13 protein-coding genes are annotated in these 23,310 nt (G+C 61.4%); 6 read left to right on the top strand and 7 right to left on the bottom strand.

Annotated features, from left to right (window positions below):
- Window positions 1-46 precede the first annotated feature (46 nt).
- The 3 genes from mscK to E4O98_RS14640 form a co-directional block, all read right to left on the bottom strand.
- Complete coding sequence (gene mscK, locus E4O98_RS14650; protein ID WP_078820112.1) at window positions 47-3,430, bottom strand: mechanosensitive channel MscK; 3,384 nt, start codon at window positions 3,428-3,430, stop codon at window positions 47-49.
- 49 nt (window positions 3,431-3,479) lie between these two features.
- Window positions 3,480-5,222 (bottom strand): potassium/proton antiporter, encoded by a 1,743-nt coding sequence (locus tag E4O98_RS14645; RefSeq protein ID WP_005784108.1) that lies wholly within the window; start codon window positions 5,220-5,222, stop codon window positions 3,480-3,482.
- A 230-nt stretch (window positions 5,223-5,452) separates the two neighbouring features.
- A complete protein-coding gene (locus E4O98_RS14640; protein ID WP_248135609.1) occupies window positions 5,453-7,078 on the bottom strand; it encodes a methyl-accepting chemotaxis protein in 1,626 nt (541 codons plus the stop codon).
- A 277-nt stretch (window positions 7,079-7,355) separates the two neighbouring features.
- Between E4O98_RS14640 and E4O98_RS14635 the strand changes: the two genes are divergently transcribed.
- Window positions 7,356-7,586, top strand: a complete 231-nt coding sequence (locus E4O98_RS14635) for a hypothetical protein (RefSeq protein ID WP_003187970.1) — start codon at window positions 7,356-7,358, stop codon at window positions 7,584-7,586.
- Entirely contained in the window at window positions 7,583-7,873 is a 291-nt protein-coding gene (locus E4O98_RS14630; RefSeq protein WP_032878275.1) for a cell division protein ZapA, read from the top strand. The genes E4O98_RS14635 and E4O98_RS14630 overlap by 4 nt, the downstream gene beginning before the upstream one ends.
- Here the strand turns inward: E4O98_RS14630 and E4O98_RS14625 are convergent.
- Both E4O98_RS14625 and putA read right to left on the bottom strand, forming a co-directional pair.
- Window positions 7,870-9,672 (bottom strand): acyl-CoA dehydrogenase, encoded by a 1,803-nt coding sequence (locus tag E4O98_RS14625; protein ID WP_248135607.1) that lies wholly within the window; start codon window positions 9,670-9,672, stop codon window positions 7,870-7,872. The two genes, E4O98_RS14630 and E4O98_RS14625, sit on opposite strands and share 4 nt — an antisense overlap.
- A gap of 211 nt (window positions 9,673-9,883) precedes the next feature.
- Window positions 9,884-13,837 (bottom strand): trifunctional transcriptional regulator/proline dehydrogenase/L-glutamate gamma-semialdehyde dehydrogenase, encoded by a 3,954-nt coding sequence (gene putA, locus E4O98_RS14620; RefSeq protein ID WP_103733923.1) that lies wholly within the window; start codon window positions 13,835-13,837, stop codon window positions 9,884-9,886.
- 461 nt (window positions 13,838-14,298) lie between these two features.
- Between putA and putP the strand changes: the two genes are divergently transcribed.
- The 4 genes from putP (at window position 14,299) to rlmJ (ending at window position 19,678) form a co-directional block, all read left to right on the top strand.
- Window positions 14,299-15,783: a sodium/proline symporter PutP gene (gene putP / locus E4O98_RS14615; RefSeq protein ID WP_005784119.1), complete on the top strand. Its 1,485-nt coding sequence runs from the start codon at window positions 14,299-14,301 to the stop codon at window positions 15,781-15,783.
- Between the two features lie 214 nt (window positions 15,784-15,997).
- The gene (tssI, locus tag E4O98_RS14610; protein WP_248135605.1) at window positions 15,998-18,019 is read left to right on the top strand and encodes a type VI secretion system tip protein TssI/VgrG; all 2,022 of its coding nucleotides are present in this window, start codon (window positions 15,998-16,000) and stop codon (window positions 18,017-18,019) included.
- A complete protein-coding gene (locus E4O98_RS14605) occupies window positions 18,019-18,744 on the top strand; it encodes a DUF4123 domain-containing protein (protein WP_032878271.1) in 726 nt (241 codons plus the stop codon). The genes tssI and E4O98_RS14605 overlap by 1 nt, the downstream gene beginning before the upstream one ends.
- Before the next feature lie 97 nt (window positions 18,745-18,841).
- On the top strand, window positions 18,842-19,678 hold the full coding sequence (gene rlmJ / locus E4O98_RS14600) for a 23S rRNA (adenine(2030)-N(6))-methyltransferase RlmJ (protein ID WP_248135596.1): 837 nt from the start codon (window positions 18,842-18,844) through the stop codon (window positions 19,676-19,678).
- A 136-nt stretch (window positions 19,679-19,814) separates the two neighbouring features.
- Here the strand turns inward: rlmJ and msrA are convergent, their stop codons facing one another.
- Together msrA and E4O98_RS14590 are read right to left on the bottom strand one after the other, a co-directional pair.
- Window positions 19,815-20,462, bottom strand: coding sequence for a peptide-methionine (S)-S-oxide reductase MsrA (gene msrA / locus E4O98_RS14595; protein ID WP_078820121.1), 648 nt, complete (start codon window positions 20,460-20,462; stop codon window positions 19,815-19,817).
- A 72-nt stretch (window positions 20,463-20,534) separates the two neighbouring features.
- Window positions 20,535-23,228 carry a GGDEF and EAL domain-containing protein gene (locus tag E4O98_RS14590; RefSeq protein ID WP_032878268.1) on the bottom strand — a complete coding sequence of 898 codons (2,694 nt, stop codon included), beginning with the start codon at window positions 23,226-23,228 and terminating at the stop codon, window positions 20,535-20,537.
- Window positions 23,229-23,310: the final 82 nt, after the last annotated feature.

Here is a 23,310-nt window from a genome sequence, read left to right as displayed (position 1 = left end):
GCCATCTCCAGCAGAATGTCCGAGCATTCTGCTGGGGACAGGGCGTTTAGTCGAGTTTGCTCGGTGGCGGCTCCGGCGCATCCACCACTTTGCCGGCGGGTGGCTCTGGTGCGTCGGGCTTGTCGACGGGCTCGACGATGGTCTTGCGCTCATCCTCGGCCGGCACCAGCTTGTATTCCTGGCCGTGGAGGTTTTTCAGGTAGATCTCCATCTGCCGGAACGAGATGTTGATGTGCTGTTTCTTGAACTCACGGTTGATAAAGCGGTTGACCTCGTCGAGCACCGGGTTGCGGTCGCCGAGGTCGCGCACATGCATGCGCAGCTCGTGGTCCAGGGTGCTTTCGCCGAAGTTGAGGAAGTACACATGGGGTTCGGGTTCTTTCAGTACCCGCGGGTTTTCCCGTGCGGCTTTGAGTAACAATTCCTTCACCAGATCCAGATCGGAGCCGTAGTCCACGCCGAGTTTCAAGGTGACGCGGGTGATGGTGTCGGTCAGCGACCAGTTGATCAGTTGGCCGGTAATGAAAGTCTTGTTCGGGACGATGATGTCCTTGTTGTCGAAGTCGGTGATGGTGGTGGCGCGAATGCGGATCTTGCTCACCGTACCCGACAGGTTGCCGATGGTGATGGTATCGCCAATGCGCACCGGGCGTTCGAACAGGATCATGATGCCGGAGATGAAGTTGGCGAAGATCTCCTGCATACCGAAGCCCAGGCCCACCGACAGCGCTGCAACCAGCCATTGCAGCTTGTCCCAGCTCACGCCGAGGGTGGACAGGGTGGTGACAAACCCTACGCCGGCAATGATGTAGGACAGCAAGGTGGTGGTGGCATAGGCGCTGCCTTGGGCCAGGTCCAGCTTGGACAGCACCAGCACTTCCAGCAGGCCGGGCAGGTTGCGCGCCAGGGCGAAGGTGATGCCGATGATGATCGACGCGCCGAGCAGGTCGCCGATACTGATGGGCACCATGCTGATATTGGCACCCGTACCGCTGGTGTATTCGTACAGGGTGACGTTATCCAGGTACGAAAACACCGAGATCAGGTCCGACCACACCCAGTACAGCGCCGCGATAAAGCCGCCGAGCAAGGCCAGGCGGATCAGGCGCATGGACTGTTCGTTGACCTGTTCGATGTCCAGGGTCGGCTCCTCGATCACCGTTTCGCCATCACCGGCTTCCTTGGCGGCCTGGCGTTTGGCCAGGGCGCGGGCATAGGCCAGGCGCCGGGCGGCCACGCCGAGGCCGCGCACGAAGGTGGCTTCGATCACCAGCCAGAACATCAGCAGGTACAGGGTGTTGATCAGCCGGTCGCTGAGTTTCAGGGCGGTGTAGTAGTAGCCAAAGCACACGGCGATGAACAGCGCGATCGGCAGGGCGGTGAACACCAGCCCGATGGCCTTGCGAAACAGCGAGGCCTTTTCATGGGTGGGGCTGTTGAGCAACAGGCGACTCAGCAGCCACGCCATCAAGCCATAACAGGTGAGCACCACGGCGATGCCCAGCACGTCTTCGGCCAGTGCCGCCGGTTGGTGTTCGGCAATCGCCACCACCGCCACCAGCGCCAGTACCACCAGCCCGAGCTTGCGTATCCAGCCCTGGAGGAACTGGACCTGAGGTTTCTCCCAGCGAAAGTGCAGTTCGGCCACGCCGCCCGGCGCAAGGATGCGGTAGGCGGTGTAGAACACCAGCCACGCCTGGGCGATCTGCAGCAGGGCCGAGCCCAGGTTGGCGTTTTGCCCGCGGGCGTCGATCTGCAAGGCATAGCCGCACAGCGCCAGGCCCAGTGACACCGGCATTGCCAGCAGGATATTGATCAGGATCGCCTGCGGCGTATGCCACTGGCTGTCGCGCTTGAAGTGACCGATGTCCAGGTGGACCTTGTTCAGGCGCTGATACAACGCCTTGCGCCGCCACAACAGCGCGCCGAGCAACAGCAGCAGCGGCAGGAACAGCAACGGGCGCTGGGTCAGGCCGTCATACAGTTCGCTGACACTGGACGCCCAGGGCAGGGTGGCGACTTGCTTGCTCAGGTGCGCCGGCACGGTTTCCAGCCATTCGGTGTCCAGCGGCTTGTTGCTCGGGATCCAGAACATCTGCTCATCAAGCGTCGCGCGCAGTGTAGTGGCGGTGCTCAACAGTTGCTTCTGGTTCAGTTGCAGGGTGATCGATTCGTTCAGTAGCGCACTCAGCTCGCGGCTCAGGCGCTCCAGCAGGTCGCTGCGGGTGATCGCCAGTTCCAGCAAGGTGCGACGCAGTTGCGGCGTGACTTCGTCCGGTGGCTGGTTGGCCAGCAGGTTATCCACATAGGCGCTGGGGGAACTGATCAGCTCACGCTGCTGGTTGACCTCGAACTGGTACAGGCGAATGTTGGCGATATCGTCGGCCAGGTCGCGGTCGACGGTAAGGCGCGGCAGGGCCTGTTTTTGCTTATACAGAATCTTGGAAAGCAGCAGGCTGCCCTTGAGCACGTTGATCTGCTCGTCCAGGGCCGAATCGCTCTGGTTGACCGTGTCCAGTTGCTGCTTGGTCTGCAGGTTCTTCTGGGTCAGGTCATTGAGACGGTCAGTGCTCTTGAGCAGGTAGTCGGACAGCTTCAGGTTGTCGGCGCTTTCCTTGGCAAGGATGCTGCTGCCCCCGGCTTTCTGGGCTTCGATGGACTGTTGCGTCACCGTCTGCTGGGACTGGGCCAGGCGTTTCTGGTTGATCAGGGTTTGCAGGTCCTGGATTTCCTGCTCCAGGCGCGCGGTTTTTTCCTGGATCAGGTCGTGCTGGCTGTTGCCCAGGTCTTGCAACTGGCTGTTGCCGGCCAACTCCTGGCGGCGCAGGGGGATCAGCGCATTCAGGGCTGCCAGTTCAGCGTTCAACTGGTTGCGCTGGTCGCCGCTGAGGGCTTTGCCGTTGTCTTTGCCCAGCTTGAGCGTGGCATTGATCTGCTGGATGCGCGTCTGGCTGCTGCTGATTTCGGTCTGGGCGCGCTCGGGGCGGGTCTGGGCGGCGATGGTCAGGCTGTTGGCGTCGGCCAGCTCTTTTTGCAGGTCGCCTTGCTGGGTGCTGCGTTGCACCAGCAATTGCTCAAGCTGCGGCACGGGCAGCGAGGCGTAGCGTTGGGCTACCGGGATGATTTTGGTGGCCTTGAGCCGGGCCAGCTCGCGCTGGTTGTCGGCGGTCTGGCGTGGGGCCTCTTCCAGCTGGCGCTTGAGATCGGCCAGGCGCTGCTCGTAATCCTGCTGGTTCGCCAGGTACGTCAGGGTCTGCTGCAGGATGCCCTGCAACGCCTTCATGTCAGCGTCGGGCAGCTTGCGGTCGGGCAGTTTATCCAGGGTTTGCTGGATGGCGTCGGCGCTGGGCGGGTCGGCAGCGTGAACGGCGCCGACGCAAAGGGTCAGGCCCAGCAGGGCAGTGGCGATAAAAGTGCGCAGGGTTGGCATAGAGACCGGTCTTGCAAGGTGAAGAATCGGGGCGTTGTTGCCCCGCAGTTTAGAGGAAGAGTCCGGGACCCGGGCGACTTCCTTCGGGGAATCTGACGCCGACTTTGCCAATCTTGTTCCCGTCCATGACCGCGACAGTCCAGATGGTGTTGTTCCATTCCACCTGGTCGCCCACCACCGGTGCACCGCCGACCTTCTGGGTGATGAAGCGACTCAGCGGCATGTCCGGGTCGATACCCTCGAGCTTGAGCCCGTACAAGGCCGAAACCGCGCCCAGCTGGGCGTCGCCTTCGAGCACGAAGTCGCCGAAGAAGCGCAAATCGAGGCCCCGTTGCGGTGCCTGGCTGAACAGTTTGCCCAGGGCCGGCAGGTTGTGTTCATGGCCGATCACACAGAGCAAATCATCGACTTCCAGCACGGTACTACCCGACGGATGGAGCAGTTGCTGGCCGCGAAACAGTGCAGCGATGCGCGTGCCTTCGGGCATTTTCAGCTCGCGCAGGGCCGCGCCGATGCACCATTTCTCGGCGCCGAGGCGGTAGACGAACAGCTCCCACTCGCTGGTGACGTGCACTTCCAGGGCTGCGCGGGAAATCGGTGCCGGGTCCGGTGGTACGGTGACTTTGAGCAACTTGGCCACCCACGGCAGGCTTGTGCCCTGCACCAGCAGCGACACCAGCACGATAAAGAACGCCAGGTTGAAGTACAGCTGCGCATGGGGCAGGCCGGCCATCAGCGGGAACACCGCGAGGATGATCGGCACCGCGCCGCGCAGGCCGACCCAGGCGATAAAGGCCTTTTCGCGACCGTGGAATGCCTTGAACGGCAGCAGGCCAACCATCACCGAAAGAGGCCGCGCAAACAGGATCATCCACAGCGCCAGGCCCAGCGCGGGCAGGGCGATGGGCAGCAGGTCATGGGGCGTGACCAACAGGCCCAGCACCAGGAACATGCCGATCTGCGCCAGCCAGGCCATGCCATCGAGCATATGCAAAATGCCATGGCGGCTGCGCACCGGGCGGTTGCCAATCACCAGGCCGCACAGGTACACGGCCAGGAAGCCGCTGCCGTGCAGGGCGTTGGTCAGGGCGAAAACGAACAGGCCGCCGGCGATTACCAGAATCGGGTACAGGCCGTTGGCCAGGTTGATGCGGTTGACCAGCTGCAGCATCAGCCAGCCGCCGCCCAGGCCCACCAGGCCACCGATGCCGAATTCACGAATCAGATGAGTCAACAGGCTCCAGTGCAGGCCGGTCTGGCCGCTGGCGAGCATGTCGATCAGGGTGACGGTAAGGAACACCGCCATCGGGTCGTTGCTGCCGGATTCGATTTCCAGGCTGGCGCTGACCCGTTCGTTGAGGCCCTTGCCGCCCAGCAGCGAGAACACTGCCGCGGCGTCCGTTGAGCCAACGATGGCGCCAATCAGCAAGCCCTGGATGATATTGAGGTCGAACAGCCAGGCCGCCGCCATGCCGGTGAGGCCGGTGGTAATCAACACCCCCACCGTGGCCAGGGACAAGGCCGGCCACAGCGCCACGCGGAAACTCGCCACCCGTGTGCGCAAGCCGCCGTCGAGCAGGATCACGGCCAGGGCGAGGTTGCCCACCAGGTAGGCAGTCGGGTAGTTATCGAAAATGATGCCGCCGCCATCGACACCGGCGGTCATGCCCACGGCCAGGATGATCACCAGGATCGGGATGCCCAGGCGGGACGAAAGGGAGCTCACCAGAATGCTCGCACTTACCAGCAACGCGCCGATCAAGAACAGGCTGTTGATGGTCGTCGCATTCAAAGGCAGTACTCCAGAGCAGGGAAGACGGGGCGCGAACTGACCATGCAGTCTGCGTGCCAGCGATTCTAACCTGTTGAATTGCTGCGCTGTCAAAAAGCTTTTTCTGAATTTTTGCAGAAGCAAATTTGGGAGGGGGCTTGCCCCCGATAGCGGTGGGTCAGCCGCAGATAAGTTGACTGATATACCGCAATCGGGAGCAAGCCCCCTCCCACATTTTCAAGTGCCGTCAGTTAGAGGCGGAAGCGGCCTACCATCCCATTCAGATCCACTGCCAGGCGCGACAATTCGCTGCTCGCGGCGCTGGTCTGGCTGGCGCCCGTAGCGGATTGCACTGACAGGTCGCGAATATTCACCAGATTACGGTCCACTTCCCGCGCCACCTGGGCCTGTTCTTCCGCCGCGCTGGCGATCACCAGGTTGCGCTCGTTGATCTCGACAATTGCGGTGTTGATGGTGTCCAGCGACATGCCCGCGCCCTTGGCGATGTTCAGCGTCGATTCGGCCCGCTCGGTGCTGTTTCGCATCGAATCCACTGCGTGCTCAGTACCCGTCTGGATACTGCCGATCATGCGCTCGATCTCGCTGGTGGACTGTTGCGTGCGATGGGCCAGCGCTCGCACCTCGTCGGCCACTACGGCGAAACCACGTCCGGCTTCCCCGGCGCGTGCGGCTTCAATCGCCGCGTTCAGGGCCAGCAGGTTGGTCTGGTCGGCCAGGCCGCGAATCACGTCCAGCACCTTGCCGATATCCCGCGATTCATTGGCCAGGTCGCCAATCAGGGAGGCGGTGGCCTGCACGTCAGCGCTCATGCGTTCGATGGCGCTGACGGTTTCCTGCACCAGGTCCCGACCATCACCGGCAGAGGTGGTGGCGTTGCGCGAAGCTTCGGAAGTGCTCACGGCGTTGCGTGCGACTTCTTCAACGGCGCTGGTCATCTCGTTGACGGCGGTGGCGGCTTGTTCGATTTCGTTGTTTTGCTGGGTCAGGCCACGGGCGCTTTCGTCGGTGACGGCGTTCAGCTCTTCGGCGGCAGACGCCAACTGAGTGGCGGAGCCGGCGATGCGTTGCAGGGTATCGCGCAGTTTGTTTTGCATCTTGGCCATGGCGGCGAGCAGGCGGCCGGCTTCGTCGTTGCCGTCTACGGTGATCGGGCGCGTCAGGTTACCTTCGGCCACTTCTTCGGCGGCTTCAAGGGCACGGGCGATGGGCAGGGTGATGCTGCGGGTCAGCAACCAGGCGAACAACACGGTCAGCGCCGTGGCAACCACCAGCAGGCCCACCACCAGGTCGAAGGCCATGTCGTATTGGTCTTTGGCTTGCTGGTTGGTGGCGTTGGCGTCGTCGTTATTGATATCCAGCAAGCGGGTCAATACGGCGTTGACTTGCTCGGAGTTGCTCAGCAACTCGGTGTTCAGCAAGTTGCGCAGCTCGTCGACCTGATTGGCGCGTGACAGGCTCTTCATGCGCTCTTCAATCTGGTGGTACTGGCCCAGCAGGCGCACGTATTCGTCGTAGGCGTTGCGCTCTTGAGTGCTGGTGATCAATTTTTCGTAGATGCCGTGGGCCGTGCGAATCTGCTGATTGCGCAACTCGAAGGCTTCCAAAGTCTTTTGCTGTACATCCGGCTCGCGGTTGGTCAGCAAGCGATACGACAGCACGCGCAGGCGCAGGGTCAGTTGGGTGAATTCGTCGAGGGCACGAATGCTTGGCACGCTGGCTGAGGTGATGTCTTCGGTGGCTGCGCGAATCTTGCTCATCTGGTTCAGGGCGAACACACCCAGCAACAACATCAGGGCGCCAATAAACGCGAAGCCGAGGAAGGCCCTCGGGGCGATATTCATATTACGAAGAGACATGCTGGAATCCTGGGAGGAAGCGCGATCCGTGCGGCCATGAGACGAGGTGTGCCTGCGTTATCGGCCCTGCGACTAAAGTCTTAAGGGGCTGCGCGCTTTTGTCGCATCTGACGAAGGGTTGGGGGCATTGGAGGAACCAGATCGGGTAATTGCAGTCACTAAGGCTCGAAAGTGCGGCCCGGCCCCGATAAATCGGGCTGCACGCCGGGGATATCCCTGGCATCCGAGGTGAATTTTCTTTATCGTCACCGCCCTTTTAAAAGCCCGGGAAATCAAAATGTTAGAAGCATCTCTCAGCCAATTGGAACAACTGGTCAGCGACCTGGTACAGCAGAATCAAGAGCTGCTGGGCAGCAACGAATCCCTCAAGGCCGAACTGGCTCGCGCCAAGGATGAAAACGACAGCCTGCAACTGAACCTGATGGAGCAGGAAGAAAAGCACGGCGCCACCGCCGCCCGCATCCAGGCCCTGGTTGAGCGTGTGAGTGCAGGGCCTGTCAGCGCATGAATGAGGGGATAAAGGTCGTTTCGATTCTCGGAGAGGATTACTCGATCAAGGCACCGGCCGGCGAAGATCAGACCCTGATGCATGCCGTGACCATGCTCAAGGCTTCCCTGGCGGTTACCAAGAAAAAGTACCCGACCCTGATCGGTGACAAATTATTGGTACTGGCCGCGCTGAACCTGTGCGCCGAGCAGATCGAAATGCAACAGGCTCACCAGCAGGAACTCGACCGTTACCAAGAGCAAGTCAGCGCCACGGTCGAGGTGATTGCCAAGGCGATCCAGCCTTAGAACCACTCATCCTGCATCCCCAGGCACGTATCGTCGCGTGCCTCCAGAATTGCCAGTTCGTGATGGCAGCTCGGTACTTCCCAGGTCAGGAAGTACCGGGCGGCCTGGAGCTTGCCCTTGTAGAAGGCCGCATCGGCCGCCTCACCCTTGGCCAGCCCTTCTTCAGCGCGGATCGCCTGTTCCAGCCAGCGCCAGCCGATCACCGTATGCCCGAATACTTTCAAGTACAGCGCCGAGTTCGCCAGGCTGCTGTTGACCTTGCCCTGGGCGAGATCGGTCAGCAGGCCAATGGTGACGCTTTGCAGTCGATTGACCAGTTGCTCCAGCGGCTCTCGCAGTGCCGTAAGTGACGGGTACTTCTGCGCACGGGCCCCGGTCTCGGCGATCAGGCGAATCAATTGCTTCAAGCCGGCGCCGCCGTTCTGCGCCAATTTGCGCCCAAGCAAGTCCAGGGACTGGATGCCGTGGGTGCCTTCATGGATCGGGTTCAAGCGGTTGTCGCGGTAGTACTGCTCCACCGGGTATTCGCGGGTGTAGCCGTGGCCGCCGAGAATCTGGATCGCCAGTTCATTGGCCTTGAGGCAAAACTCCGACGGCCAGGATTTGACGATGGGGGTGAGCAGGTCCAGCAGTTCGTGGGCGTGCTTGCGCTCAGTGTCGGTTGCCAGGGTGGTGGTGTCGTCAAACAGTCGGGCTGCGTAAAGGCCCAGGTCAAAGGCGCCTTCCACATAGGCTTTCTGGGTCAGCAACATGCGCTTGATGTCGGCGTGCTGAATGATCGCCACTGGCGCGGTGCCTGGGTCTTTGCTATCGGGCAGGCGACCCTGGGGCCGTTCGCGGGCGTAGTCCAGCGAGTAGAGGTAGCCGGCGTAACCAAGCATCACCGCGCCCATGCCCACGCCAATGCGTGCTTCATTCATCATCTGGAACATGCAGCTCAGGCCCTGGTGCGGTTTGCCCACCAAGTAGCCGACGCAGTTGCCGTTATCGCCGAAGTTGAGCGCCGTGGACGTGGTGCCGCGCCAGCCCATCTTGTGAAACAGCCCGGCCAGCAGCACATCGTTGCGTTCGCCCAGGCTGCCGTCATCGTTGACCAGGAACTTGGGCACGATAAACAGCGAAATGCCCTTCACGCCCGCGGGTGCGTCCGGCAATTTGGCCAGCACCATATGCACGATGTTTTCCGACAGCGAGTGGTCGCCACCGGAGATGAAGATCTTGTTGCCTTTGAGGCGATAACTGCCGTCAGCCGCCGGTTCTGCGCGGGTACGAATATCTGACAGCGAGGAGCCGGCGTGGGGCTCGGTCAGGGCCATTGTGCCGAAGAAGCGCCCGTCGATCATCGGTTGCAGGAAGCGCTGTTTCTGCTCCTCGGTGCCGAAGCTTTCGATCAGATTGGCGGCGCCCATGGTCAGGAACGGGTAGGAGGTCGATGCGGCGTTGGCCGCTTGAAAGTGGGCGAAGCAGGCTTGGGACAGCAAGGTCGGCAGTTGCATGCCGCCTGCTTCGAAACTGCGGGCTGCGTTGAGGAAACCGGCCTCCAGGAAGGCGTCTACGGCGGGTTTGACTTCCGGGATCAGGATCGCTTGGCCGTTCTCATAACGCGGTTCGTTTTCGTCGTTCTTGCGGTTGTGGGGGGCGAAGTACTTTTCGGCGATGCTGCGCGCCGTGCTGATCGCAGCGTCGAAGGTTTCGCGGTTGTGTTCGGCAAACCGCTCACGCTGGGTCAGGCCCTCGGCATCGAGGACTTCGTACAGCTCGAAAGCCAGATTGCGGGAACTGAGCAGCGTCTCGGACATGGCGGATTACCTTTGAAGGAATTGGCCTGAGTCTAAGCGCGTGAATAAAGGCTGGATAGCAAGATTGATCTGGGTGATGGAAGGGCAAAACGCAGGCAGGGAATTGAAATGCAGTCAATGTGGGAGGGGGCTTGCTCCCGATAGCAGTGTGTCAGTGTCCAATGTGCTGACTGACACTCCGCTATCGGGAGCAAGCCCCCTCCCACAGGTTTTAACCTATAGTCATCAGGCTGGCGTTACCGCCTGCCGCTGCGGTGTTGACGCTCAACGCCCGCTCGATCACCAATCGCTCCAAGGCAATGGCCGTCTCACCCTGAGACATCCCATGCACCCCAACAATCGCCCCACCGCGCTGCGCCACTTGCTGGCACACCGCACGCAATTGGTCGGAATCACCGTGATGCAGCACGGCGTCAAACACTACGTCGTCCTTGGTCCAGTCGGCCACGCGCTTGATCTTCGCCTGAATGTCTCGCGGCAGGCGTGGGAACAGAGCCTTGGTCAGCTCGGTTTCCGGCCATACCGCCGAACCGCCGACGGCCAGCACTGCCGCCAGTTGGGTCAGCAGATCACCTTCCACTTCAGCCAGGCACAGCACGTGTTCACGCGGCAGGATTGCGTAGCTGTTGCGCTCACCGGTCGGGCCGGCCAGTTGCCGGGTGATACCGCTTTGCGACTGCGCCGCGAATTGCGTGCACAGCGCGCTCAGTTCGCTGAACTTGTGGCTGTCGGCCCAGGTTTTCAGGGCTGTCAGCGGTTGGCTCATGGCGTCGCGCAGACGTACGTCCGGTGCAGTCAATGCGTCGCCACGTACGAAGGATTGCTCGATCGCGTCGGTAGGACGAGTCGACAGCAGGCGGTACAGGTACAACGGGCCGCCGGCTTTCGGGCCAGTGCCCGACAGGCCTTCGCCGCCGAACGGCTGCACGCCGACCACGGCACCCACGATGTTGCGGTTGACGTAGACGTTACCGGCGTTGACGTTGTCGATCACCTTGGCGATGGTCTCGTCGATGCGGGTATGCACGCCCAGGGTCAGACCGTAGCCCGACGCATTGATCTGGCCGATCAACTGGTCGATCTCTTTACGCTTGTAGCGCACCACGTGCAGCACCGGGCCGAAGATCTCGCGTTGCAGCTCGTCGAAGCTTTCCAGCTCGATCAGGGTTGGCATCACAAAGGTGCCGCGCTTTATCTCTTCGCCATCGGCAATTGCAACCTGATAAACGTTGCGGCCTTTGTCGCGCATGGCCTGGATGTGTTTCTCGATGCCGGCCTTGGCTTCGGCGTCGATCACTGGGCCGATATCCACCGACAGGCGCTCCGGGTTGCCCAGACGGCATTCAGCCATGGCGCCCTTGAGCATTTCGATGACGCGGTCTGCCGAATCTTCCTGCAGGCACAGTACACGCAAGGCCGAGCAACGTTGGCCGGCGCTGTCGAAAGCCGACGACACCACGTCGATCACCACCTGTTCGGTGAGTGCCGAGGAGTCGACGATCATCGCGTTCTGGCCACCGGTTTCGGCGATCAGCGGGATCGGGCGACCCTGGGCATCCAGGCGCCCGGCGACATTGCGTTGCAACAAGCGAGCAACTTCGGTGGAACCAGTGAACATCACGCCTTTGACGCGATCATCACCCACCAGGCGGGCACCGACGCTTTCGCCTTGGCCGGGTAGCAGTTGCAGCACGCCCTCGGGAATGCCGGCTTCGAGCAGGATGCGCACGGCTTGGGCGGCGACCAGCGGGGTCTGTTCGGCAGGCTTGGCCAGTACCGGGTTACCGGCGGCCAATGCCGCAGCCACCTGGCCGCTGAAGATGGCGAGCGGGAAGTTCCACGGGCTGATGCATACCACCGGGCCCAGTGGGCGATGGGCATCGTTGGTGAAATCGTTGCGCGCCTGCACCGCGTAGTAACGCAGGAAGTCCACGGCTTCACGCACTTCGGCGATGGCGTTGGCGAAGGTCTTGCCGGCTTCACGGGCCAGCAGGCCCATCAGCGGCTGGATCTCGCCTTCCATCAGGTCGGCGGCACGCTCCAGAATCGCGGCGCGTTCGGCGGGCGGGGTGGCCTGCCAGATAGGCGCGGCGCTGATCGCGCACTGGATCGCGTTGTCGACGTCTTCGACGGTAGCTTCCTGTACGTGGCCGACCACATCCCGCAGGTCGGACGGGTTCAGCACCGGTTGGGCCGCTTCCTGGCTGGAGGCGCAACCGAGCATCGGCGCGGCTTTCCAGTTGTTGTGCGCGGTAGCCAGCAGGGCGCAGGACAGCGACGCCAGACGGTGTTCGTTGGCCAGGTCGATACCGGCCGAGTTGGCGCGGTCGCTGCCATACAGGTCACGCGGCAGTGGAATACGCGGGTGCGGCAAGCCGAAGCCGCCTTCCAGCGTGGCCATCTGCTCGATGCTGGCCACTGGATCGGCCACCAGCTCCTGGATCGAGATCGATTGGTCGGCGATGCGGTTGACGAACGAGGTGTTGGCGCCGTTTTCCAACAGGCGGCGTACCAGGTAGGCCAGCAGTGTTTCGTGGGTACCGACCGGCGCGTACACACGGCACGGACGGTTCAGCTTGCCCTCGGATACCTTGCCCACCACTTGTTCGTACAGCGGTTCACCCATGCCGTGCAGGCATTGGAACTCGTACTGGCCGGGGTAATAGTTCTGACCGGCGATATGGTAGATGGCCGACAAGGTGTGGGCGTTGTGCGTGGCGAACTGCGGGTAGATGGCTTCCGGCACCGACAGCAGTTTGCGTGCGCAGGCAATGTAGGAAACGTCGGTGTACACCTTGCGGGTGTACACCGGGTAGCCTTCCAGGCCCTCGACCTGGGCGCGTTTGATTTCGCTGTCCCAGTACGCGCCTTTTACCAGGCGGATCATCAGACGATGGCGGCTGCGGCGGGCCAGGTCGATGACGTAGTCGATTACATACGGGCAACGCTTCTGGTAGGCCTGGATCACAAAACCGATACCGTTCCAGCCGGTCAGTTGCGGCTCGAAACACAGACGCTCCAGCAGGTCCAGGGACAGTTCCAGGCGGTCGGCTTCTTCGGCGTCGATGTTCAGGCCGATGTCGTATTGCTTGGCCAGCAAGGTCAGCGACAGCAGGCGCGGGTACAGTTCGTCCATCACGCGCTCGTACTGCGCACGGCTATAGCGCGGGTGCAGGGCGGAGAGCTTGATGGAGATGCCAGGGCCCTCATAGATCCCACGGCCATGGGAGGCTTTGCCGATGGAGTGAATGGCTTGTTCATACGAAGCCAGGTACTTCTGGGCATCGTGTTCGGTGAGGGCGGCTTCACCGAGCATGTCGTAGGAGTAGCGGAAGCCCTTGGCTTCGAACTTGCTCGCATTGGCCAGGGCTTCGGCGATGGTTTCGCCGGTGACGAACTGTTCGCCCATCAGGCGCATGGCCATGTCGACGCCCTTGCGGATCATCGGCTCGCCGCTTTTGCCGATGATGCGGCTCAGGGAGGAGGTCAGGCCCGCTTCGTTGTGGGTGGCGACCAGTTTGCCGGTCAGCAACAGGCCCCAAGTGGCGGCGTTAACGAACAGCGACGGGCTGTTGCCCAGGTGCGGCTGCCAGTTGCCGGTGCTGATCTTGTCGCGGATCAGCGCGTCACGGGTGCCTTTGTCCGGGATGCGCAGCAGCGCTTCGGCCAGGCACATCAGCGCCACGCCTTCCTGGGACGACAGGGAGAATTCTTGCAGCAGGCCCTGGACGATACCGGCACGGCCGCCGGCGCTCTTCTGGTTACGCAGTTTCTCGGCAATGGTGGCAGCCAGCTTGTTGGTGGCTTCGGCCATGTCTGCCGGCAGGCGTGCCTGCTCGATCAGCATCGGTACCACTTCCGGTTCCGGGCGACGGTAAGCGGCGGTGATCGATGCGCGCAGTACCGATTGCGGCAGGATGCTTTCAGCGAACTCAAGGAAGCACTGGTGGGCGTGGTCAGCCTGGATCTCGCCCGCGTCTTCGGCGTCCTTGCTGCTCAAGCCATTGAGCTCGGACAGGGTTGCACCACCCTCGAGTTTCTCCAGGTAATTGAAAATTGCCTGCTTGATCAGCCAGTGCGGCGTGCGATCAATGGAGGTCGCGGCGGCTTTCAGGCGCTCGCGGGTCGGGTCGTCGAGTTTGACCCCAAGGGTGGTCGTTGCCATTTTCTTATCCTCATGGGTGCCACTACCGAGTGGCATCTGCTGGCGGCAAGATTAGCTTTGCCCATGCAGAGGTGCAACCGGGTGCAACCCTTTTGTTCAGGAAATTTTCGACGGTTGATCGGAAAAAAATTGGCCTTCGACAAAATCCGCTCGGCATTGGTGCGTTTGCTTCTGAGATCGGCTGTTCTTGCTCCGAAAAGGAGCAAAAACACGGCGTTTGTCCTAAATCACACCTGGGTGCAACTTATTCGCAAGAAACTGGTTGCACCTTATTTGCTTTGTTGAATAGCATTCGCGCACCAAGGTGCAACCACCTCTAAGGTTTGGTTCATCGGCTGGCGGCTTTCCTGGGGAAACGCCAGTCATAAATGCGCGGCTAGCAGGCTCGTCTACTCGGTTATCCACCAGTGGCGATCTGACAGACCGTCGCTACATAAAAACAAAGCCAGGGCGTCACTCATATGAGCGTTAGCAATCCAACCCTGATCACGTTCGTGATCTACATCGCAGCAATGGTGCTGATCGGCTTGATGGCCTATCGCTCCACCAACAACCTTTCCGATTACATCCTCGGCGGTCGCAGCCTCGGTAGCGTGGTGACAGCCTTGTCGGCCGGTGCTTCCGACATGAGCGGCTGGTTGTTGATGGGCCTGCCGGGCGCCATCTACATGTCCGGCCTGTCGGAAAGCTGGATTGCCATCGGCCTGATCGCCGGTGCTTACCTCAACTGGTTGTTCGTGGCTGGCCGCCTGCGGGTGCAGACCGAACACAACGGCGACGCCCTGACCCTGCCGGATTACTTCTCCAGCCGCTTCGAAGATAAAAGCGGCCTGCTGCGGATCATCTCGGCAGTGGTGATCCTGGTGTTCTTCACCATCTATTGCGCCTCCGGCATTGTCGCCGGTGCCCGCCTGTTCGAAAGCACCTTCGGCATGTCCTACGAGACCGCGCTGTGGGCCGGTGCTGCGGCAACGATTGCCTACACCTTTATCGGTGGTTTCCTGGCGGTCAGCTGGACCGACACCGTACAAGCCACGCTGATGATCTTCGCGCTGATCCTGACGCCGATCATCGTGCTGCTGGCCACCGGCGGTGTGGACACCACGTTCCTGGCCATCGAAGCCAAAGACCCGACCAACTTCGACATGCTGAAAAACACCACCTTCATCGGCATCATCTCGCTGATGGGCTGGGGCCTGGGCTACTTCGGCCAGCCGCACATCCTGGCGCGTTTCATGGCGGCCGACTCGGTGAAGTCGATTGCCAACGCACGTCGCATCTCCATGACCTGGATGATCCTGTGCCTGGGCGGCACCGTGGCGGTGGGCTTCTTCGGTATCGCTTACTTCTCGGCGCATCCGGAAGTGGCTGGCCCGGTCACTGAAAACCCTGAGCGAGTGTTTATCGAACTGGCCAAAATCCTGTTCAACCCATGGGTTGCCGGTGTATTGCTGTCGGCGATCCTCGCGGCGGTGATGAGTACCTTGAGCTGCCAGTTGCTGGTGTGCTCCAGCGCCCTGACTGAAGACTTCTACAAGGCGTTCCTGCGTAAAGGCGCTTCCCAGCTTGAGCTGGTTTGGGTCGGTCGGATCATGGTGCTGGTAGTGGCCTTGATCGCCATCGCCATGGCCGCCAACCCGGAAAACCGCGTGCTGGGCCTGGTCAGCTACGCCTGGGCCGGTTTCGGCGCTGCGTTCGGCCCTGTGGTGCTGATCTCGGTGATCTGGAAAAACATGACCCGCAACGGCGCACTGGCCGGCATCCTGGTCGGCGCGATCACCGTGATCGTGTGGAAGCACTTTGAACTGCTGGGTCTGTACGAAATCATCCCAGGCTTCATCTTCGCCAGTCTGGCGATCTACTTCGTGAGCAAGATGGGCGCACCGACGGTTGGTATGGTCGAGCGTTTTGATGCTGCGGAAAAAGACTACAACCTCAACAAATAACTGCGCCGGGCGTTGAGCGCCTGTCCAGTTGAAACAAAAACGGCCCGCGTCCTTTGGATGGCGGGCCGTTTTTGTTTCGGCCAGTTCGCCTGGTTGCCTTCGAGGGTGGCTGGATGAAGGCACAGGTAGGACCTTACTGATTTGCCGGCGATACGCCCGGCCGGGCAAAAAGCTGGTGCAGAATCGGCTGCCACCCTTCGCAGAGAAACACCGGATGTTCGCTCCTGCCAACCAAAGTGCATTTACCCTGGCCCTGGATGGGGCGCCCAGTGACCTTAAGGTGTATGAGTTCAGTGGCTCCGAGGCCATCAGCCAGCCTTACCGTTTCGAACTTGAGCTGGTCAGCGAGCAGCCGGATATCGACCTGGAGAGCTTGCTGCATCGTCAGGTATACCTGGGTTTCGATGACCGCGGCCATGGTGTGCATGGCCTGGTGTACCGGGTCGCCCAGGGCGATTCCGGACGGCGCCTGACACGCTACCAGCTCAGCCTGGCGCCGCACCTGGCGTATCTGGCGCACAGCAGTCATCAGCGGATTTTCCAGCATCAGACGGTGCCGCAGATCGTTGCGCAGGTGTTGGCGGGGCAGGGCATCCACAGTGACAGCTTTGAGTTCCGGCTGAGCGGTCAATACCCTGAGCGTGAGTATTGCGTGCAATTCGGTGAGACGGATCTGGCGTTCATCCAACGTCTGTGTGCCGAAGTCGGCATTCACTATCACTTTCAGCATTGCCCCGATGCTCATTTGCTGGTGTTTGGCGATGACCAGACGGTATTTGCCCAGGTCGATCAGCCCACGCCGTACCGGCCTGGGTCGGGCATGGTTGCCCAGGCGCCGGCGATCAAGCGTTTCACACTGCAATTGGCAGCCCGCACCACGGCGGTCAATCTGCGCGATTACGATTTTTGCAAACCGCACCTCGAGCTGCAAAGCACGGCGGCCGACGCGCAGTTGCCCAAGCTTGAGGCGCAGCAGTTCCCCGGCTATTTTTCCGACCGGGCCCATGGCAAATACCTCGCCCAGCGTAGCCTGGAGCGGCACCGCAGCGACTACCGCATCGCCCAGGGGCAAAGCGACGAACCGGCCTTGTCCGGCGGCAGGTTCCTGCAATTGAGGGAGCACCCGCGCGAGGAGTGGAATGACTTATGGCTGGTCACCCAAGTCACCCACGAAGGCAAACAGCCCCAGGTGCTGGAGGAAGCGGTCACCGAGGTGGTTGGCGGGGCGTTTCGTCAGGGGTATGGCAACACCTTTGTTGCCACGCCGTGGGATGCAATCTTTCGCCCGCCCTTGGCTGAGCAGCCGCGCCCGACGATATCGGGTTACCAAAGCGCAGTGGTCACTGGCCCGGTTGGCAGTGAGATCCATTGCGACGAATACGGACGGGTAAAGGTGCAGATGGCGTGGGATCGCATCGGCGAGCACAACGATCATTCCAGTTGCTGGCTGCGGGTGGCCAGCGGCTGGGCCCATGACCGCTATGGTGTGGTGCTGATACCCAGGGTCGGCATGGAGGTGCTGGTGGGCTTCGTCAATGGTGATTTGGATATGCCGCTGGTGGTGGGGTGCCTGCCTAATGCCGCCACGCCGATGCCCCTCGACCTGCCGGCGGACAAGACCCGCAGTATCCTGCGTAGCCAGAGCAGCCCGGGCGGTGGAGGCTACAACGAACTGCGCATCGAAGACCGTAAGGGGGCCGAGGAAATCTACCTGCGCGCCCAGCGGGACTGGACCCAGCATGTGCTCAATGACCAACAGGTGCAGGTCGATAACCAGCGTCGTGTGCGGGTGGGCGGCGAGTCGCACCATGAGTTGCAGGGTGAAGAGCGGCGCATCACCCATGGCAACCGCCTCACTGAACTCAAGCAGGATGATCATCTGGCGGTCGGCGGTTCGCAGTACATGCGTGCCGGGCAGACCATTCAATTGGGCGCTGGGCAAAGCATCGTCATTGATGCGGGGGCCAGCGTGACGATTCAAGCGGGCGGGCAGTCGATCACGCTGTCGGCGGGCGGGATATTCAGCAGTGTGCCAATCCAGCCAGGCGGCGCGCCTGTTCCGGCGGCGCCGCCGTTAATGCCGGGGGTGAAGGAAACATTGTTGGCCGTTATTCCCGCGCCGCTAAGCCCTGCGCAAGTGGCCAGCCTCAAGCGCAGTGCGCCGTTTTGCGAAGAGTGTGAGCGCTGCAAAAACGGGCAGTGCGATATCAGCGCCCACGCACGGAGTTTCCCCTGATGGCCTCACCCTTGACGCCCCGCGCCTGGCTGGCCCAAAAACCGTTGCAGCCTGATGAGCAGCTATACGTCGTCATGGGCAACACCAGCGAGGCCAAGCCGTTTGCAGCCTGGCAAACCATAGCGGTCGCACCACCGCCGCAACCGGTGTGGGCGGGCACGCCCTATGCCGATTGGAATGAGGTGATGCCTTATGTTGGCGTTGTCGAGCCTGGCAGTGCTTTTCTCGACTGGGTAGCCACCACCCAGGCCTTGGACTGGGGCTGGCTGGCGGTGTCTTCGTGCCCGTTGGAGGTTGTGATCGATCACTTGAAGGGTTTGACCCAGGTGTACCTGCCTGAAGATCAGCCGGTATTTTTGCGCTTCTGGGATGGCGCGCAGTTTTTGCCGATGTTGCAGCAGTTGGGTGACGATGCCGCCACTGTGCTGCCCGTATTCCAGCGTTACTTAATCAATGGACAGTCGTTGGCAGTCTCGCCCCGCCAGGTGGCTGCGGCCAAACCCAGCCCTTGGTGGCGAGTGCCGGCGCCATTGTTGGCAAGCCTGGCGCAACACTCGCCCCAGGTGCTGATCTACAACGTGTTGCAATGGCTCCAGGAGCAGCGTCCCGACTTATACACTGCGTTTACACCCACGATCCTGCAGCACAAGGTCGCCTACTTCGCACGCAGGCCGGATATCGGCCATGCCGAGGTGGCGGACTACCTTGGCGTACAACTGAGTTAAACCCATGAGGCTCGCGTGATATCCGTACCGCCCGCCATGCGGCCCTGCACCTTTGCACCGGTAGAAGGTAAACTTCGCCCCCTGCGCAGGAGCAACCATGAATTATCGTCACGCCTTTCACGCCGGCAACCATGCCGATGTCTTCAAACACCTGACCTTGACCCGCCTCATCGCCCTGATGTCGCGCAAGGAGCAGCCGTTCGCCTACCTCGACACCCATGCCGGCATTGGCCTGTACGACTTGCAGGGCGACCAGGCCAACCGCACCGGTGAATACCTGGAAGGCATCGCTCGCCTGTGGGGCGCAAGCGACCTGCCGCCGCTCACCGCGGACTACATGCGCGTGCTGCACGAGATGAACCCGGACGGCCAGTTGCGCTACTACCCGGGCTCGCCGGAGCTGGCGCGACGCCTCACGCGTCCCCAGGACCGTGTGCTGCTCAACGAGAAGCACCCCGAAGATGGCGTGCTGCTCAAGGACAATATGAAGGGTGATCGCCGGGTCAGAGTGCATCTGGGCGAAGGCTGGCATGTGCCGCGTGCCCTGTTGCCGGTGCCGGAAAAACGCGCGTTGATGCTGATCGACCCGCCGTTCGAGAAGCTCGACGAAATGCAGCGTTGTGCGGCGTCCCTCAAGGAAGCCGTCAGCCGCATGCGCCAGACGGTCGCGGCGATCTGGTACCCGGTGAAGGACCAGCGCATGTTGCGCCGCTTCTACCAGGACCTGGCCGGTACCGGTGCGCCGAAGCTGCTGCGGGTGGAACTGCTGGTGCATCCACTGGACACGCCCAACACCCTGACCGGCTCGGGCCTGGCGATTGCCAACCCGCCGTGGGGTCTGGAAGAGGAGTTGCGTGAGTTGCTGCCGTGGCTGTCCAAGAAACTTGGGCAGACCCAGGGTGGGTGGCAGATGGATTGGCTTATCGCTGAATAGTCAGCGCTCAGGCCACACACAAAACTAAATGTGGGAGGGGGCTTGCTCCCGATTGCTGAGTGTCAGTCAGTACTTCTGTAACTGACACACCGCAATCGGGAGCAAGCCCCCTCCCACATTTGGTTCTATGTTGACCTTAGATCGGGCAGGTCACGCCTGTGCCGCCGATCCCGCAATACCCCTGCGGATTCTTCGCCAGGTACTGCTGGTGATACGCCTCGGCAAAGTACACCGTCGGTGCTTCTTCGATTTCCGTGGTGATCTCACCCAGGCCGGCCTTGTTCAGCTCTTGCTGATAAGCCTCGGCACTGGCTTTGGCCGCCGCCAGTTGTTCAGGCGTGGTGGCGTAGATCACCGAACGGTACTGGCTGCCAATATCATTGCCCTGGCGCATGCCCTGGGTCGGGTTATGCAGTTCCCAGAACATCTTCAACAGGTCTTCATACTTGAGCTTGGCCTGGTCATACACCACCAGCACCACTTCGCTGTGGCCGGTCAGGCCCGAGCAGACTTCTTCGTAGGTCGGGTTCGGCGTGAAACCGCCGGCATAGCCGACCACCGTGCTGACCACGCCGTCGCGTTCCCAGAATTTACGTTCAGCGCCCCAGAAACAACCCAGGCCGAAGATCGCAAAACCGACGTCATCAATAAACGGACCCAGCAGCGGGTTGCCGTTGACGAAGTGCGTTTCCGGCAGCTTCATCGGGGTTTCACGGCCAGGCAAAGCTTGTTCTTGAGTAGGCAGCACGTTTTTGTTCACCAGAATTTCCGAGCGCAAGACCATGATCAGTCCTCTCGTCAGGTTGAGTAACAGTAAATTGTCAGACAGTCAGTGTGCCCGAGTGTTACAGCGCTGTCAGGCGATTGGCCCGCGCGGGTAGCGTTTAAGCATTGTCAGCAGCTCTGCACCGGGGATCGGTCGGTCGAACAGGTAGCCCTGGCCGACATCGCAGCGGTGTCTGCGCAGGAACGCCAACTGTTCGGCTGTCTCGATGCCTTCGGCCACCACCTTGAGCTTGAGGTTGTGAGCCATGGCGATCACTGCCGAGGTGATTTCCATGTCGTCCTGGTTATCCGGGATCTCGTGGATAAAGCTGCGATCAATCTTAATGATGTCGATGGGGAATTTTTTCAAGTAGCTCAGCGACGAGTAACCGGTGCCGAAATCGTCCATGGCCAGGGTCAGGCCAAAGCTTTTCAACTGGTCCAGTTGCAGGCGCGTGTCTTCGGTGGCTTCCAGCAGCAAACCCTCGGTCAGCTCCAGCTCCAGCAGGTTGGCCGGTAGCTGTTCTTCCTTGAGGATGGTGGCAATCGAGGTCACCAGGTCCGGATCGGAAAATTGCTTGGGCGACAGGTTGATCGCCACCTGCAAATTGCCCATGCCGGCGGCGCTCAACTGCCTGCTCATGCGGCACGCCTGGCGGGCGATCCATTTGCCGATCGGAATGATCAACCCGGTCTCTTCGGCCACGCTGATGAACTGGTCGGGGCGGATCATGCCCTTTTCCGGGTGGTTCCAGCGCAACAGCGCTTCCATGCCCAGCAGACGGCCGCTGCGCAGGCACAGTTTGGGCTGGTAGAACACGTCCAGCTCGTTCTGGGTCAGGGCGCGACGCAGGTTGTTTTCCACGAACAGCTTGTAGCTGGCTTCGGCATTCAACGCTTCGGTAAACACTTGCACCTGGTGTTTGCCGTTGGCCTTGGCCTTGTGCAGCGCCAGCCCTGCGTTACGCATCAGCGTCTGCGGGTCGCGGCCATGCAGCGGCGCGCAGGCCAGGCCCACGGAGCCGGTGACGCTGATCAACTGGTTGTCGACGAACATCGGCTTGTCGAGCGTGGCCAGCAACTGGCTGGCGACCTGCTGGCCGGTCTCCAGGTCGGAATCATCCAACAGCACTGCGAACTCGTTACTGGCAAAGCGTGCCAGGCTGCCACCGCTGCTCAAGCTATTGCGCAAACGGCGGGCCAGGCTGATCAGCAACTTGTCGCCGGTCTGGTGGCCGAGGCTGTCGTTGATGCGCTTGAAGTTGTCGATGTCCACCAGCAGCAGGCTGATCGGGCTGTCGCTGTCGCGGGCAAAGCGTTCGTCGAGGTTACGGATGAACGCCGGTCGGTTGCCCAGGTTGGTCAGGTTGTCGGTGTAGGCCAGACGCTCGATGCGCTGTTGCGCCAGCTTGGTCTGGGTGATGTCTTCGTAGATGCCGATGTAGTGGGTCAACTCGCGGTTATCGCCATACACCTTGGAAATCGACAACTGGCCCCAGTAGGGCTCCAGGTTCTTGCGCCGGCTTTTGAACTCGCCTTGCCAGCTGTTGCTTTTGGCCAGGGCCGACGGCGCGTCGAACAGCAACTCACTGAGATTTTCCAGGGCTGGCAGTTGCGCCAGGCGATGGCCGTGGACTTCTTCCGCGCTGTATTGGGTAATTGCGGTGAAGCTGGGGTTGACGTACTCCACCACGCCGTCGCAATTGACCAGCAGAAAGGCATTGGCGCTTTGTTCCACAGCACGCTGGAACAGGTGCAGGGCGCTGGTGGCGGTACGGCGGTTGTGGTTGTTGATGACTTGCGCGAACTGGTCTGCCAGCTCGCCGGCAAACGCGATTTCATCGGACTGCCAGGCACGTGAGCTGCCGCTTTGTTCCAGGCACAGCACGCCGACGACCTGGCCGTCGACACGAATACTGGCGTCGAGCATCGCGTGGATATCGTTGGCGCGCAGGCTTTCGGCCATTTCCCGGGTGCGCGGGTCACGTTGGGCATGAGTGGCGTCGATGGCGCGGCTGGAGTGCAGGGCTTCCAGATAATCCGGGAAACCGCTGGCATCGATGGCTTGGGGCAGGCGGTGCTGTTGGTCGGCGCGGTGGTACGCCGAGATAGGCACCAGATGCTGGCCTTCGAGGTGCCAGATGCTGGCGCAGTCGATCTGGTAGATGTCGCACGCGCTACGGGTGATCAGCTCAGCGGCTTCTTGCAGCGAATTGGGCGTGGTGTAGCGCTGTCGGGCCAGCAGCAGGATCAGCTCCTGCTGGGCGCGCACCCGTTCCAGGTGTTGCAACTGTTCCTGCTGCGCGCGCTGGTTGAGTTCCAGGGCGATCTGCAGGCGGCTGTTCTGGTTTTCCAGGTCAGCGGTCGGGGCGGGCGCGGTGGTATCGCTGAACAGCCCGTCGACCACCATCAGGTAGCCGCGCAGCAGATGGCGGTTGTGTTGTTTGTAGGCCTCGCCCATTTCCAGCAGGCTCATCGGGCCGTCATGGGTGTGCAGGGTATAGCGCACCAGGTAATGGGGGCTGTGGGTCAGTTGCTGCTGGATTGCGTCGTGCAGCTGATAGCGGGCCTGGGGCTCCATCAGGCTGGCGTAGGGCGTGCCGATCAGCGCGCAGAGTTCCACAGCTGGCAGGCCGAACTGGCGCTCGCAATTGGGATCGAGGTACAGCAGGGCCCAGCTTGCCTCATTAAGCCGCTCGAAACGCAGCATACCGAGGCGCGAAGGCACCGGTAATTGCGTCACTACCTCGGCCGCCATACGGGCGACATCGGGTTGGCTTTTCATGGGGAAACTCGCTTGGGAAAATGCGCGTGGCGCCCGGCTCACGCCCTCTTTACTGTCGCCTGCGGCAAGGTTGCATCATGCG

This window comes from Pseudomonas sp. W2Jun17 (assembly GCF_023127795.1).
Lineage (GTDB): Bacteria > Pseudomonadota > Gammaproteobacteria > Pseudomonadales > Pseudomonadaceae > Aquipseudomonas > Aquipseudomonas synxantha_A.
This window is presented reverse-complemented; position numbering and strand designations above follow the sequence as displayed.

Coding starts and splice junctions, on each gene's coding strand:
- mscK (WP_078820112.1), bottom strand. CDS start 3,430: ATGCCAACCCTGCGCACTTTTATCGCCACTGCCCTGCTGGGCCTGACC.
- E4O98_RS14640 (WP_248135609.1), bottom strand. CDS start 7,078: ATGTCTCTTCGTAATATGAATATCGCCCCGAGGGCCTTCCTCGGCTTC.
- E4O98_RS14635 (WP_003187970.1), top strand. CDS start 7,356: ATGTTAGAAGCATCTCTCAGCCAATTGGAACAACTGGTCAGCGACCTG.
- E4O98_RS14630 (WP_032878275.1), top strand. CDS start 7,583: ATGAATGAGGGGATAAAGGTCGTTTCGATTCTCGGAGAGGATTACTCG.
- E4O98_RS14625 (WP_248135607.1), bottom strand. CDS start 9,672: ATGTCCGAGACGCTGCTCAGTTCCCGCAATCTGGCTTTCGAGCTGTAC.
- putA (WP_103733923.1), bottom strand. CDS start 13,837: ATGGCAACGACCACCCTTGGGGTCAAACTCGACGACCCGACCCGCGAG.
- putP (WP_005784119.1), top strand. CDS start 14,299: ATGAGCGTTAGCAATCCAACCCTGATCACGTTCGTGATCTACATCGCA.
- tssI (WP_248135605.1), top strand. CDS start 15,998: ATGTTCGCTCCTGCCAACCAAAGTGCATTTACCCTGGCCCTGGATGGG.
- E4O98_RS14605 (WP_032878271.1), top strand. CDS start 18,019: ATGGCCTCACCCTTGACGCCCCGCGCCTGGCTGGCCCAAAAACCGTTG.
- rlmJ (WP_248135596.1), top strand. CDS start 18,842: ATGAATTATCGTCACGCCTTTCACGCCGGCAACCATGCCGATGTCTTC.
- msrA (WP_078820121.1), bottom strand. CDS start 20,462: ATGGTCTTGCGCTCGGAAATTCTGGTGAACAAAAACGTGCTGCCTACT.
- E4O98_RS14590 (WP_032878268.1), bottom strand. CDS start 23,228: ATGAAAAGCCAACCCGATGTCGCCCGTATGGCGGCCGAGGTAGTGACG.